This window comes from Fundidesulfovibrio sp. YSD1, assembly GCF_055397115.1.
Window position 1 is genome coordinate 1995188 of the sequence record NZ_AP043666.1, and the last position, 12551, is coordinate 2007738.

General features: G+C 71.3%; 12 protein-coding genes. 7 read left to right on the forward strand and 5 right to left on the reverse strand.

What is annotated here, in order from left to right:
- The first annotated feature begins 78 nt into the window (after nucleotides 1-78).
- The 4 genes from ACZ5V4_RS09290 to cbiD all read left to right on the forward strand — a co-directional run bounded on the left by ACZ5V4_RS09290 (nucleotide 79) and on the right by cbiD (nucleotide 4665).
- Entirely contained in the window at nucleotides 79-1428 is a 1350-nt protein-coding gene (locus ACZ5V4_RS09290) for a response regulator (protein WP_464314570.1), read from the forward strand.
- A 76-nt stretch (nucleotides 1429-1504) separates the two neighbouring features.
- Nucleotides 1505-2119, forward strand: a complete 615-nt coding sequence (gene wrbA / locus ACZ5V4_RS09295; RefSeq protein WP_464314571.1) for an NAD(P)H:quinone oxidoreductase — start codon at nucleotides 1505-1507, stop codon at nucleotides 2117-2119.
- 75 nt (nucleotides 2120-2194) lie between these two features.
- Nucleotides 2195-3559, forward strand: a complete 1365-nt coding sequence (locus ACZ5V4_RS09300) for a cobyrinate a,c-diamide synthase (protein ID WP_464314572.1) — start codon at nucleotides 2195-2197, stop codon at nucleotides 3557-3559.
- Complete coding sequence (gene cbiD, locus ACZ5V4_RS09305) at nucleotides 3556-4665, forward strand: cobalt-precorrin-5B (C(1))-methyltransferase CbiD (protein ID WP_464314573.1); 1110 nt, start codon at nucleotides 3556-3558, stop codon at nucleotides 4663-4665. Before ACZ5V4_RS09300 ends, cbiD begins: the two co-directional genes overlap by 4 nt.
- Here cbiD and ACZ5V4_RS09310 read toward each other — a convergent pair.
- Nucleotides 4653-4961, reverse strand: coding sequence for a Dabb family protein (locus ACZ5V4_RS09310; protein ID WP_464314574.1), 309 nt, complete (start codon nucleotides 4959-4961; stop codon nucleotides 4653-4655). The genes cbiD and ACZ5V4_RS09310 overlap by 13 nt on opposite strands.
- A 93-nt stretch (nucleotides 4962-5054) precedes the next feature.
- Between ACZ5V4_RS09310 and cbiE the strand changes: the two genes are divergently transcribed.
- Genes cbiE through cobM form a run of 3 tightly spaced genes read left to right on the forward strand, consistent with a single transcriptional unit; the run spans nucleotide 5055 to nucleotide 7928 of the window.
- The gene (gene cbiE, locus ACZ5V4_RS09315; RefSeq protein WP_464314575.1) at nucleotides 5055-6293 is read left to right on the forward strand and encodes a precorrin-6y C5,15-methyltransferase (decarboxylating) subunit CbiE; all 1239 of its coding nucleotides are present in this window, start codon (nucleotides 5055-5057) and stop codon (nucleotides 6291-6293) included.
- Nucleotides 6294-6312: 19 nt separating this feature from the next.
- A complete protein-coding gene (locus ACZ5V4_RS09320) occupies nucleotides 6313-7179 on the forward strand; it encodes a hypothetical protein (protein ID WP_464314576.1) in 867 nt (288 codons plus the stop codon).
- On the forward strand, nucleotides 7176-7928 hold the full coding sequence (cobM, locus tag ACZ5V4_RS09325; protein WP_464314577.1) for a precorrin-4 C(11)-methyltransferase: 753 nt from the start codon (nucleotides 7176-7178) through the stop codon (nucleotides 7926-7928). Before ACZ5V4_RS09320 ends, cobM begins: the two co-directional genes overlap by 4 nt.
- A gap of 30 nt (nucleotides 7929-7958) precedes the next feature.
- On the opposite strand, the gene ACZ5V4_RS09330 is transcribed toward cobM, so the two are convergent.
- From ACZ5V4_RS09330 to ACZ5V4_RS09345, 4 genes are all read right to left on the reverse strand, one after another.
- Entirely contained in the window at nucleotides 7959-9047 is a 1089-nt protein-coding gene (locus tag ACZ5V4_RS09330; RefSeq protein WP_464314578.1) for a glycosyltransferase, read from the reverse strand.
- 9 nt (nucleotides 9048-9056) lie between these two features.
- Entirely contained in the window at nucleotides 9057-9944 is an 888-nt protein-coding gene (locus ACZ5V4_RS09335) for an EamA family transporter (RefSeq protein ID WP_464314579.1), read from the reverse strand.
- 144 nt (nucleotides 9945-10088) lie between these two features.
- Nucleotides 10089-11222 carry a DegT/DnrJ/EryC1/StrS family aminotransferase gene (locus tag ACZ5V4_RS09340; protein ID WP_464314580.1) on the reverse strand — a complete coding sequence of 378 codons (1134 nt, stop codon included), beginning with the start codon at nucleotides 11220-11222 and terminating at the stop codon, nucleotides 10089-10091.
- 50 nt (nucleotides 11223-11272) lie between these two features.
- Nucleotides 11273-12403 (reverse strand): aminotransferase class V-fold PLP-dependent enzyme, encoded by a 1131-nt coding sequence (locus ACZ5V4_RS09345; RefSeq protein WP_464314581.1) that lies wholly within the window; start codon nucleotides 12401-12403, stop codon nucleotides 11273-11275.
- Between the last annotated feature and the right edge of the window lie 148 nt (nucleotides 12404-12551).

Below are 12551 nucleotides of genomic sequence, written 5' to 3' on the forward strand. Positions count from 1 at the left end.
CTGTACGACCTTGCGCCTGGCCGGATGACGCCAGCGTGGCTCGCCGGCTGGGAACAGGGCCTGCACCCCGGAAGTACGATGACCAGTCCCACCGTCCTCGTCGTGGACGACAGCCGAAGCGTCAGGGCCACCCTCCAGCGCAAGCTCGCGGAGTTGGGCGCGTCCGTGGTCACGGCCGAGAACGGCCGCGAGGGCTTCGAGCGCGCCGTGTCCCTGCCCGTGGACCTGGTCATCTCCGACGTGGAGATGCCCGGCATGGACGGCTTCACCTTGTGCGGCAAGCTCAAGAAGCACCCGGCCACGCGCTCCGTGCCGGTGATCATCCTGAGCACCTGCGACTCCGACACCGCCATCAACAAGGGTTTCAGCGTGGGCGCGTCGGCCTACGTGGTCAAGCAGCGCGCCAGCTCCGAGCTTATCCCCAGGGTGCTCGAGGTGCTGAGCCGCTCCTCGCTCGTCAAGGGTCGCGTGCTGCTCCTGGTGGACGACTCCCGCCTGGTGCGCGACACCCTGGGCGAGAGCCTGGAGCAAGCGGGCTTCCGGGTCATGGCCGCCGGAAACGGCAGGCAGGCCCTGGAGATTCTGGCCGCCCACACCCCGGACATCATCCTCTCGGACATCAACATGCCGGTCATGGGCGGCGCGGCCTTCTGCGAGGCCGTGCGCGGGATGGAGCGCATGGCGGACGTGCCCTTCGTGGCCATGAGCTCGGAGAACGACCGGCGCGCCATGCGCGAAATGGTCCAGCACGGGGCCTCGGCCTACCTGATAAAGCCCTTCCACCCCGAGCAGCTGGTGATCCTGGCCGAAAGGCTCCTTTCGGACCACGTGCGCCTGATCCTCAAGGAGAAGAAGCTCCTGCTGGCCGAACGCGACTCGCTCCTGGCCAGCATTTCGAGCCTGATCCAGGCCCTGGAGGCCCGCGACAACTACACCCGGGGCCACTCCGACGCCGTGGCCGCCATCTCGGCGCGCATCGGGGCGCGCATGGGCCTGGGCGCGGCGGACATGGAGCGGCTCACCCTGGCCGGCAGGCTGCACGACATCGGCAAGATCGGCATCCGCGACGACATCCTGCTCAAGCCCGGCCGCCTGACAGCCGAGGAGTTCGAGGCCATCAAGCGCCACCCCGTGATCGGAGCGGACATCCTGAGCCCCATCACCAGCATGGACCGCCTCATCCCGGCCATCCTGCACCATCACGAGAAGTTCGACGGCTCGGGCTACCCGCACGGGCTCGAAGGCGAATCCATCCCGCTTTTCGCGCGCGTCATCGCCGTGGGCGACGTGTTCCACTCGCTCACCAGCCAGCGGCCCTACCGCGACCCGGTGACGCCCGGGGAGGCCCTGGAGGTGATCAGGGACGCTTCGGGCACGCACCTCTGCCCGGCCTGCGCGGCGGCCTTCCTGGCGGACATGTCCGCCTGAGCGGGCGCGCGCCTTGCCCTTTTTTTCTTCAGATGGTTATACTCGGGGCAATTCATCCCCGCCGCTGGAGGAACGCATGAACGTCCTGATCGCATACTACAGCATGTACGGGCACATCCACGCCATGGCCAAGGCCGTGGCCGAGGGCGTGTCCCAGGTCCCCGGGGCCGTGCCCCTGCTCAAGCGCGTGCCCGAAACCCTTCCCGAGGACGTGCTCGCCAAGATGGGCGCGCTCGAGAGCGTGAAGGCCCAGGCGGGCGTGCCCGTGTGCACCGTGGACGACCTGGCCGGGGCCGACGCCATCATCTTCGGCACCCCCACCCGCTTCGGCAACATGTGCGGCCAGATGCGCCAGTTCATGGACTCCACCGTCAGGCTCTGGACGCAGGGCGCGCTGGTGGGCAAGCTGGGCTCGGTGTTCACCTGCTCGGCCACGCAGCACGGCGGCCAGGAATCGACCATCCTGACCTTCCACGTCACGCTCCTGCACCTGGGCATGATCGTGGCCGGGCTGCCATACGCCTTCCAGGAGCAGATGGGCGTGGAGGAGGTGAAGGGCTGCTCGCCCTACGGCGCGAGCACCATCGCCGGGGCCGACGGCTCGCGCACGCCCTCGAAGATCGAGCTGGACGGGGCCAGGTGGCAGGGCCGCTACGTGGCCGAGAACGCCAAGAAGCTCACCGGAAAATAGGACGGCCGGGCCAAAACCGGCCTTCGCGGGCGCGGGGTTGTCCCCGCGTCCGCGTTCTTCTATCATCGCCGCACCATGACCAAGAGCCTGCTCATCTCCGGCACGCGTTCGGGCTGCGGCAAGACCTCGGTGACCCTGGGCCTTCTGGCCGCGCTCACCAGGCGCGGCGTGGCCTGCCAGCCCTTCAAGACCGGGCCGGACTTCATCGACCCCGGCCTGCACGAGCTCGCCTGCGGCAGGCAGAGCCACAACCTTGACTCCTGGATGCTCCCGGCCGAGGCCAACCGCGCCATCCTGGCCCGCCACGCCTTCGGCGCGGACGCGGCCGTGATCGAGGGGGCCATGGGGCTCTTCGACGGCGCTGGCGGGACTTCCGAGCGCGGCAGCGCGGCGCACCTGGCCAAGCTGCTGGGCGTGCCCGCGCTCCTGGTGGCGGACGCCTCGGGCATGGGCCGCAGCGCCGCCGCCCTGGCCCAGGGCTTCGCCCGCTTCGACCCGGAACTGCGCCTGGCAGGGGTGGTCTTCAACCGCGTGGGAGGGCCCGGCCACCGCGAGATTCTTGGCGAGGCCATGGCCCAGGCGGGACTTCCGGTGCTCGGAATGCTGCCGCGAGACGAGTCTCTGGCCGTGCCGCCCCGGCACCTGGGCCTGACCACGGCCCAGGACCTGGACGCGGGCGAGGGCTGGGCCGCGAGATTGGCCGACTGGGTGGAATCGGGCATCGCCCTGGACGCCCTGCTGGACGCCCTGCCAGGACTCGTGGTGCAGCCCCCTCCCGGGGAGCCCGCGCCCGAAGCCTACGTGCGCCTGGGCGTGGCCCGCGACAGGGCGTTCTGCTTCACCTACGCCGAGAACCTGCGCCTGCTTGAGGCGGCCGGGGCCAGGCTCGTGTTCTTTTCGCCCGTGGGGGACGCGCGCCTGCCCGAAAATCTGGACGGGCTCTACCTGCCTGGCGGCTACCCGGAGCTCAACGCTTCGGAGCTTGCGGCCAACGCCTCCATGCTCGCGGACATCCGCGCGTTCTGCGCCTCGGGCAGGCCCGTGTACGCCGAGTGCGGCGGGTTCATGGCCCTGATGCGCGCCTTCCACGGCCAGGACGGCCGGATACGGCAGATGGCGGGCGTGTTCCCCTGCACGGCGCGCATGGGCGAGCGCTTCGCGGCCCTGGGCTACCGCGAGGCGCGCATGCTCCTCGAGACACCTCTCGGCCCGGCCGGGACCCTGGCCCGGGGCCACGAGTTCCACTACTCCTTCCTGGACGCCTTGCCGGACGTTCCGGCCGCCTACGCGCTCTCGGGGCGCAAGGGGCCGCTCGGGACGCCCGAGGGTTTTCTCTCGGGCAACACCCTGGGCAGCTACGTGCACCTGCATTTTGCCTCCAACCCGGACCTGGCGCGAAACTTCGTGGCCTCCATGGCCCGCCAGGCCACGGCCCAATGACGCGGCGCTCCGGGCGCGGCGGACTGCGCCAGGGCTTCACCACGGGCTCCGCGGCGGCCGCCGCGGCCAAGGCCGCGCTGACCCTGGCCCTTGCCGGCGAGGCCCCGGCCGGAGTGGACATCCCCCTGCCCGGAGAGGGCGGCGGGCGGCTGAAGGTGCCCGTGGAGTCCGCCCGGTTCGAGCGCGGAGGCGCGTTCGCCGTGGTGGTCAAGGACGCCGGGGACGACCCGGACGCCACGCACCGCGCGCGCATCGGCTGCCTGGTTCTTCCGGGAGGGCCGGGCGCGCCGGAGGTCGTGATCGAGGGGGGCCGGGGCGTGGGGGTCGTCACCTTGCCCGGGCTGCCCGTGGCCGTGGGAGAGGCCGCCATCAACCCCGCACCGCGCGCCCAGATAGAGGCGGCGGCGCGTGAGGCCTTGGAAACGAGCGGCTCGCCCGGTCCGGTGCGCCTGGTGGTGGAGGTGGAGAACGGCGAGGCCATCGCCAAAAACACCCTGAACGCGCGCCTGGGCATCAAGGGCGGCATTTCCATCCTGGGCACCCAGGGCATCGTCAAGCCCTTCAGCCACGAGGCCTGGAAGGCCACCATCGATTCGGGCCTGGAGGTGGCCCGCGCCGCGGGCGTGGCCACGGCCGCCATCTCCACGGGCAGGCGCAGCGAGCGCGCGCTCATGGCCAGATACCCGGACCTGCCCGAGACGGCCTTCGTGCAGGGCGCGGACTTCTTCGCCCACGCCACGCGCAAGGCTGCGGAGCTGGGATTTCCGGAGATCGTCTGGGGCTGCTATTTCGGCAAGCTGGTGAAGATGGCCCAGGGCCTGGGCTACACCCACGCCAGAAGCGAGCCCACGGACTTCGCCATGCTGGCGGACCTGGCCGGAAAGGCGGGGGCGGACGAGGACGCCCGGGAAATGATCGCCCGGGCCAACACGGCCCGCCACGTGCTGGAGATACTATCGGACGCGGCCGTGCAGGCCCGCCTGGCGGCGCTCACGGCGCAAAGGGCCGTGGAGGCGGCCCGCTCCTTTGCCGGAAGCGGGCCGCGCATCGAAATCGTGTGTTTCGGATTCGAATCCGGGGTTTTGGCCGAGGCCTACACCTCGTAGTCGATGACCCGGCGCTCGGCGGCCACGGACTTGATGAACTCCACCACCTTCTGGTGCTCGGGGTGCACGGCGTAGGCCTTGAGGTCCTCCTTGGAGCGGAACACCGTGTAGAGGGCGATGTCCGTGGCGGGCACGGACTCGAACAGCCCGTCGGTCACGGCCTCCAGCTCCACGGCCAGGCCGGGGATCTTGGCGGGCAGGGACTCGAGCATGGCTTTCATGGCGGCCCGGTTCTCGGACTTGGTCTTGCCCAGGGCCTCGTCTTTCAGGGTCCACATGACGATGTGCTTGATCATGGCGCGTCCTTTTGTTTGATTTGGGCGAAGGCGTCCGGCCCTCGCGGCACGGCGAGCATACCGGCAGGCAAAAGCCAAGTAAAGGCGGCTAGGATGAACGGCGGCGACACCACCAGGGACCTTCCCGCGATCGAGGTCATCGGGCTCGGCATGGGCGAGAGCCTCAGCCGCTCCGAGATGGAGCGGCTCATGGCGGCTGGCGTGCTGGCCGGGGGGGCGCGGCTGCTCGAGCGCTTCGCGCACCTGCCGGGCGAGCGCCTGGTGATCGGCTCGCCCCTGGAGGGCTTCCTGGACGCCGTGGCCAAGGCCAGGGACGAGGGCAAGCGCGTGGCCGTGCTCGCCGACGGGGACCCGCTCTTCTTCGGCATCGGCTCGCGCCTCGTCGAGCGCTTCGGGGCCCGCGCCCTGTGCTTCTCCCCGGGGGTCACGGCCGTGCAGGCGGCCTGCGCGCGCCTGGGCATGCCCTGGGACGGCCTGCCCGTGGTCTCCCTGCACGGCCGGGCCGACACCTGGCCCGTGCTGGCCGCGCTCAACGCCTCGGGCAGGGTGGCCGTGTACACCGACCAGACGAACTCCCCGGACGCCGTGGCCAGGCTCCTTCTCGAGCACGGCCTGGACGACGCGGTGCTCCACGTGGCCGAGGACCTGGGCTCGCCCGCCGAGCGCGTGACCGCGCTCGCCCCGGCCCAGGCCGCGCGGGGCGAGTTCTCGGCCCTGAACATCGTGGTGGCGGAGCTTTCGCGCCCGCCCGCCCGGCGCCCCGTGCTCGGCGCTCCGGACGAGGACTACGAGAAGTCCGGCGAACTGATCACCAAGTGGCCCGTGCGCGCGGCGAGCCTGGCCGCGCTTTCGCTCACGGGCGGGCTCACGCTCTGGGACGTGGGGGCCGGGTGCGGGTCCGTGGGCATCGAGGCCTGCGCGCTCCTGCCCACGGGCCGGATCTTCGCCGTGGAGCGCGACCCGGAGCGCCACCGCATGGTCAAGGAGAACGCGAGGCGCTTCGGGGCCTGGCAGCTCAAGGCCGTGAAGGGCGAGGCCCCGGAGGCCTTCCTGGGCCTGCCCGACCCGGACCGCGTCTTTTTGGGCGGCTCGCTGGGCTCGGGCCCGGGCGCGCTGTCCGAGGCCTGCCGCAGGCTGAAGCCCGGCGGGCGCGTGGTGGCCAACACCGTGCTCCTGGGCTCGTGCGCCAGGGCCCTCGAGCTCTTCGCCTCCCTCGGCTGGCCCGCCCGCGTCGCGCAGATCCAGGCCGCGCAGTCCTCGCCGCTTGGCGGTGACGTGCGCCTGGCTGCCTGCAACCCGGTTTTCGTCATAACGGCGGACAAACCCGCCTGAACGTGCTATCCCCGCCGACATGCAGCCCGTTTACGAAATCGCCACCAACATCTTCGAGCCCATGGTCCGCTTCTGGGAGAACCCCAGGACCGAGCGGACCATCTCCGGCTCGCTGGTGATCATCTTCCTGCTCTCCCTGGCGGGCATCGAACTCAAGCGGCGGGGCCTCCTGCCCGAGCCCTTCGCGCACTTCACCCCGGACAACCACTTCCACGCCGTGAGCGTGGCCTTCACCCTGGTGCTGATCCTGGAGGTGATCGGGCTCATCCTGATCCTGCCCTGCTCGTTCTCCAAGGCCATGGGCAAGCAGTTCGAGATCCTCTCGCTGATCCTTTTGCGCAACTCCTTCAAGGAGCTCGTGAACCTGCCCGAGCCCATCCACCTCACCAACGACTGGACCCCGATCCTGCACATCGTCTCGGACGGGGCCGGGGCGCTCGTCATCTTCGGCCTCCTGGGCCTCTACGACCGGCTCCAGCAGCCGCAGCGCAAGATGGCCCGCTCGCCCCAGGCGCGCTACTCGTTCATCGCCTCCAAGAAGATCGTGGCGCTCATCCTGCTGGCCGTGTTCGCCGCGCTCGGCTCCGTGGCCATCTGGGAGGGCCTGACCGGCAGGCACACCTTCAACTTCTTCGACACCTTCTACACCGTGCTCGTATTCGCGGACATCCTCCTGGTGCTTCTCTCCCAGCGGTTCATCCCGGGTTACCTGGCGGTGTTCCGCAACTCGGGCTACGCCCTGGCCACGCTGGGCATCCGCCTGGCCCTGGCCGCGCCGCCGTACTTCGACACGCTCCTGGGCATCGGCTCCGCGCTCTACGCCGTGGCCCTGACCTGGACCTTCAACAAGCTCTCCCAGGGGCCGGGGGAGGCCGCAAGACAATGACTCCGAGAGTGCATTTCGTGGGCGCGGGCCCGGGCGACCCCGAGCTTCTCACGCTCAAGGCCGCGCGGCTGATCTCCATGGCGGACCTGGTGATCTTCCCCGGGTCGCTCACTCCCAAGGCCGTCACGGACCTGGCCAAGCCCGGGGCCGAACTGCTGGACAGCTCCGCGCTGACCCTGGAAGAGACCCACGCGGCCATCATGGAGACCGTCAGGCGCGGCGGGCGCGTGGCCAGGCTCCAGGCCGGGGACCCGGCCCTCTACGGCACGGTTGCCGAGCAGGCCAGGCTCCTGGAGGCCGAAGGGGTGGAGTACGCCGTGGTGCCCGGGGTGACGGCTGCGGCTGCTGCCGCCGCCGCGCTCAAGGTCTCGGCCACCGCGCCGGAAGTGACCCAGACGCTCATTCTCACGCGCCTGGCAGGGCGCACCCCGGTGCCCGAGGCCGAAAGGCTCCGGGAGCTTGCCCGGCACGGCAGCGCCATGGCCGTGTACCTGAGCGCGGCCTCCCCCGAGGCCGTGCGCGACGAGCTCCTCGCGGCCGGGCACGGGCCGGGCATCTGCGTGGCCGTGGCCCACCGCGTGGGCTGGCCCGAGGAGGAGCTGCACCTCTCCACGGTGGGGGATTTCGCGCGGCTGGTGCGCGAGCGCGGGCTCACCAGGCAGACCGTGTTCCTGGTGCTGCCGGGGTTCAAGTCCGAAACCCGCTCCAAGCTCTACGACCCAGGGTTCTCCCACGGGTCTCGCCCTTGAAACAGGTGTAATCCAGGAAAGTTGCGCCTTTCAGATTTCCGGTCGCTTTCCGATAAGCTCAAGCTCCCGGCGGGCTACCTCGGCCCAGTCGTGCCGGGCCGCCACCAGGCGGGCCTCGGCCGAAAGAAAGCTTCGCCGGGAAGGGTCCGCCTCGAGCTCCAGCACCACCCGGGCGAGCCGGTCCACGCCCCCTGCCTGGGCCACGGCCATGCCGCCGGGGAAGAACTCCTCTCCACCCTCGAACCCGAAGCCCGCCACGGGCGTGCCGCAGGCCATGGCCTCCAGGGCGTGGCGCGTGAAGCCCCAGTCCCGGGATGGCAGGCACAGGCAACCGGCCCTCGCCAGCACCCGGGCGCGCTCCTCCTCCGAAAGCACGCCCGCGAACTCCACGCAGGCCCCCAGGCCGTGCGCGCCCGCGGCGGCCCGGGCCAGACCGGCCGGGTCGTCCCGCGCTCCCCAGGCCACGACGCCGAGCCGCGCCTGGGAATCCGCCTCGCAGACCATCCGCCAGACCGCCGCCATGCGCGCGACCTCTTCCGGCGTGTACGGCCCGGCCGGGAAGACCGCGTCGTAGCGCGGCGTGGCGGCCATGGGCCGCGCGCCCTCGAAGAACGCCGCGTCCAGGCCCGGAGCGGCCACGCTCACCGAGCCCGTGGGCGCGCCCAGTTTAAGCGCCTCGACGCGTTCGCGCGGAGTTGAAGCGAGGATGCGCCCTTCCCCAAGGCGCGCCAGCCACACGCACACGGCCCGCGAGGCCCTGGCGCGAAGCCCCGCGAATCCGGAAGCGCCCTCCCCCGCCGGACCCAGGCGGACCATGAGCCCGGCCCCGGGGTTGGCCGCCCTGGCCAACACCGCCGCGAGCACGTCGCGGGGCGAATCCGAAGGGGAATAGACCGCGTCCACGCGCTTCGGCAGCCAAGGCGCGAGCAGGCGCGCCAGGCGCTCGGCGAGCCCGGATGCGCCGGGGCTTCGTCCGTCCCCGCCTTTTTCCGCATCCCCGGCCTCGGCCGTGAACACGAGCTCGTGCCCAAGGCTTCGCCACTGGGCCGCGACCGTCCTGAAGCGCTCGTCCTGGCCGTGAGCGCCCTTGCCGCTGGCCGAGGGGATGAAGACGCGCATGGCCCGCGCTCAGCCCCTGCGCAAGGCGCGCGCCTTGAGCGCCCGCAGGGGCGGCAGCACCACCACCGCGAGCCCCAGGAGGATGAGCCCCATGCCCGCGAGCCTGCGCGGGCCGAAGGTCTCGCCCAGGGCCAGGTAGGCGCAGGTGGCCCCGAAAACCGGGATCAGGAGCGAGAACGGGGCCACGGTCCCGGCTGGGTAGATTTTCAGGAGCTTGCCCCAGCCGCCGTAGCCGATGAACGTGGCGAACACGGTGAGGTAGACCACGGCCGCCACTCCCGAGGCGTTCATGTGGGTCATGGCCCAGGCTATGCGCTCCGGGCCCTCGAACATGTAGGATAGCGCGAAGAGCGGCAGCGGCGGGATGATGGAGAGCCAGGCGATAAGGGGCAGCATGTCCGCCTTGCCCGCCCCGCGCATGAGGATGTTGCCGAAGGCCCAGCACAGCGCGGCCGCGATGAGCAGGGCGAAACCGGCCGCGCTCACCCCGCCGCTTCCGGCCGTGAGCCCGATGAGCGCGAGCCCTGCCAGGGCCACGCACGTGCCCGCGGCCTGCCGCCAGCCCGGCTTCTCGCCCAGCACCAGGGCCGCGATGAGGATGGAGAAGAACACCTGCGACTGGAGCACCACCGAGGCCACGCCAGGCGGCATGCCCACGGCCATGCCCAGAAAGAGCAGGCTGAACTGGCCCACGAACCACGCGAGCCCGAGCCCGATCATCCTGGGCCAGGAGATGTCCGGTTTCGGCAGGAAGAGCACGGGCAGCGCGGCCAGCACGAAGCGCAGCGCGGCCAGGAGAAGCGGCGGGAAGGAATCGAGCCCCACGCGGATGACGACGAAGTTCGCGCCCCAGAGCGCGGTGACGACGAGGGCCAGCAGGACGTGCCTCGGTTTCATGACGGATTCTCGCAATACCCGGCGCCACCGGCCGGGCCGCCGCACGGGCGGTCTTGAGGCGTTTGGAGGCGTCCCTGCCCGGCCGGGGAAAGGTCCGTCCGCCTTCAGGAAGGACGCGGCCCCGGGCGGGGGAAGGTTACTTCTTCAGCGCATGGACCCGCCGAAATCGCGCACGCAGTCGATCACGTGGGCGATCTGGCCTTCGGTCAGGCCCGGGTGCACGGGCAGGGAGAGGCTCATCCTGGCGTACTCCTCGGCCCCGGGGAAGTCCCCGCGCCCGAAACCCAGCCGCCTGAACCTCGGGTGCAGGTGCAGGGGCACGGGATAGTGCACGCCGGTGCACACGCCCTGGTCGTCCAGGTAGGCGCGCATGTCCTCGCGGTCGGGCACGCGGATGGCGTAGAGGTGCCTGTTGGGCAGGCAGTGCATCGGCACCGGCTGGGGCTCGGTGAAGCCCGTGCCCGCGAAGGCCTTGTCGTAGGCGGCGGCCACGGCCCTGCGGCGCTCGTTGGCTTCATCCAGGGCGGGGAGCCGCAAGCGCAGCACCGCGGCCTGCACCGCGTCCATCTGGGAATCGGCCATCTCCACCCGGCCCGAAAAGCCCACGGCCAGGCCCTGGTCGCGCACCTGGCGCACGGCCCTGGCCAGTTGCTGGTCGCAGGTGGTCACGGCCCCGGCCTGGCCCAGGGCGGCCAGGTTCTTCTCGGGCGAGAAGCTGAAGGCCGCCGCGAACCCGAAGCTGCCCGCCTTGCGCCCCTTGTGGAGAGACCCGTGGGCCTGGCGGGCGTCCTCGATGACGATGAACTCGTGCTTCGCGGCCAACCCCAAAAGTCCGTCCATGTCGCCGACAAGGCCGCACAGGTGCGTGGCGACCACGGCCAAGGGCCGAAGGAGGTCCGTGGCCTTGAGCCTGTCCTCCAGCTTTTGCAGGTCCAGAAGGCCCGTGGCCGGGTCCGCGTCCACGAAGCCGAGCCTCGGCCCGGCCTGGAGCACGGCGTCGGCCACCACGGGCGAGGCCGTGGGCGCGGCCAGCACGAGGTCCGGCCGCCCGGCCCCCATGCCCGCCAGCACGAGCCCCAGGGCGTCGGTGCCCGAGCCCGCAGCCACGCAATCGCACACACCGCAATAGGCCGCGAACTCGACCTCGAAAGCCGAGACCTCGGCCTCGGACATGTAGCTTCCCGCATCGGCCACCCGGGCCACGGCCGAGAGGATGTCCTCGCGCCCGGGGCCGTGCAGGGGCCGCAAGTCGAAGAAGGGGACGGACGGTCTGGTCATGCGCTCCTTCCTAACCCATGGTCCGGACGAAAGCCAGGGCCGCGCCCTTTTCAGGTGGAGAGCCCGCGTGCCAGGGCGTTGGCGAAGCGGTCCATGTCGCCCGCGTCCACGTGCAGGTGCGGGGCCACGCGCAGCGTGCCGCCGCGCGCGCTCAGGAACACGTTCTCCCTGGCCATGGCCTGGGCCACGCCCTTGGCCGGGCCGTGCGGCAGCCTGAGCCCGATCATGTGCGGGGCGCGCTCGGCCGCCGGGGTGGGCGAAAGCCCGAAGGCCTGGCCCGTGAGCGCCAGCTTGCGCGTGACGCCCGCCAGCGTGGCCGCGATCTCGGCCACGCCCCACGAGGCCACCAGCCTGAGCGCGGCGGCGGCCATGGGCATGAGCACGAAGTTGCTGGCCTCGCCCACGTCGTAGCGGCGCGCCCCCGGGCGGTAGGCGTCGCGGTACTCCGTCAGGCGCGAGAAGTCCTCGCTGCCCTCGCGGTTGAGCCAGTTCTCCTCCAGGGGCTCGCCCTCGCGCAGCGCCTCGCTCACGTAGCAGAAGCCCACGCCGTAGGGGCCGAGCAGCCACTTGTGGCCGGACACGGCCAAGAGGTCCGGGCGCACGGCCGCGAAATCGAACGGCATGGCCCCGAGCGACTGCGTGGCGTCCACCACCAGGCGAGCGCCCACGCTGTCGCAGGCGGCGCGCACGGCCGCCAGGTCGAACACCGTGCCGTCCACCCAGTGGCAGTGCGGCAGGGCCACCAGGCCCACGTCCCCGCCGATGTGGGAAATCACGGCGTCGCTCCAGGTCCCTTCGGCCGGGCGGGGCACGGCGCGCACGCGGCCGGGGGCCATCTTCAGCCAGGAATAGACGTTGGAGGGGAACTGCTCGTCCAGCACGAGCACGTGTTTGTCCTCGGCCAGGGGGATGTTTTTCGCGGCCACGGCCATGGCGTAGGACACGGCCGGGGTCACGGCCACGCCGTCTGCATCGCTGCCCAGCAGCGCGGCGAAAGCCCCGCGCGCGTCCTCAAGGTATTCGAAGAAGGCGTCGGAGGTCATCCGCCAGGGGGCGCGCGTGAGCTCCAGGGCCGCGCGCCCGGCTTCGAGCACGGGCTCGGGCAGGGGCGAGGTGTAGGCGCAGTTGAAGTAGGCGATATCCTCGGGCACGCCGAAAAGCTGGCGCTGGCTGGCGATCATGGCTCCTCCGGGCTTTTATTGGTGCCGCGGAGGATACCCGGAAGCGCGTGAAGTGCAAGCGGGAGGATGCAGGACGAAAGCGGGGCGCGGGGCAGCGCCCCGGCAGGGCTCCGCCCTGCACCCGCCGGGCTCCGCCCGGACCCGCCGG

What these genes read in the sequence shown, in the direction of transcription:
- ACZ5V4_RS09290 (WP_464314570.1), top strand. Translation starts at nt 79, where the DNA reads ATGACCAGTCCCACCGTCCTCGTCGTGGACGACAGCCGAAGCGTCAGG.
- wrbA (WP_464314571.1), top strand. Translation starts at nt 1,505, where the DNA reads ATGAACGTCCTGATCGCATACTACAGCATGTACGGGCACATCCACGCC.
- ACZ5V4_RS09300 (WP_464314572.1), top strand. Translation starts at nt 2,195, where the DNA reads ATGACCAAGAGCCTGCTCATCTCCGGCACGCGTTCGGGCTGCGGCAAG.
- cbiD (WP_464314573.1), top strand. Translation starts at nt 3,556, where the DNA reads ATGACGCGGCGCTCCGGGCGCGGCGGACTGCGCCAGGGCTTCACCACG.
- ACZ5V4_RS09310 (WP_464314574.1), bottom strand. Translation starts at nt 4,961, where the DNA reads ATGATCAAGCACATCGTCATGTGGACCCTGAAAGACGAGGCCCTGGGC.
- cbiE (WP_464314575.1), top strand. Translation starts at nt 5,055, where the DNA reads ATGAACGGCGGCGACACCACCAGGGACCTTCCCGCGATCGAGGTCATC.
- ACZ5V4_RS09320 (WP_464314576.1), top strand. Translation starts at nt 6,313, where the DNA reads ATGCAGCCCGTTTACGAAATCGCCACCAACATCTTCGAGCCCATGGTC.
- cobM (WP_464314577.1), top strand. Translation starts at nt 7,176, where the DNA reads ATGACTCCGAGAGTGCATTTCGTGGGCGCGGGCCCGGGCGACCCCGAG.
- ACZ5V4_RS09330 (WP_464314578.1), bottom strand. Translation starts at nt 9,047, where the DNA reads ATGCGCGTCTTCATCCCCTCGGCCAGCGGCAAGGGCGCTCACGGCCAG.
- ACZ5V4_RS09335 (WP_464314579.1), bottom strand. Translation starts at nt 9,944, where the DNA reads ATGAAACCGAGGCACGTCCTGCTGGCCCTCGTCGTCACCGCGCTCTGG.
- ACZ5V4_RS09340 (WP_464314580.1), bottom strand. Translation starts at nt 11,222, where the DNA reads ATGACCAGACCGTCCGTCCCCTTCTTCGACTTGCGGCCCCTGCACGGC.
- ACZ5V4_RS09345 (WP_464314581.1), bottom strand. Translation starts at nt 12,403, where the DNA reads ATGATCGCCAGCCAGCGCCAGCTTTTCGGCGTGCCCGAGGATATCGCC.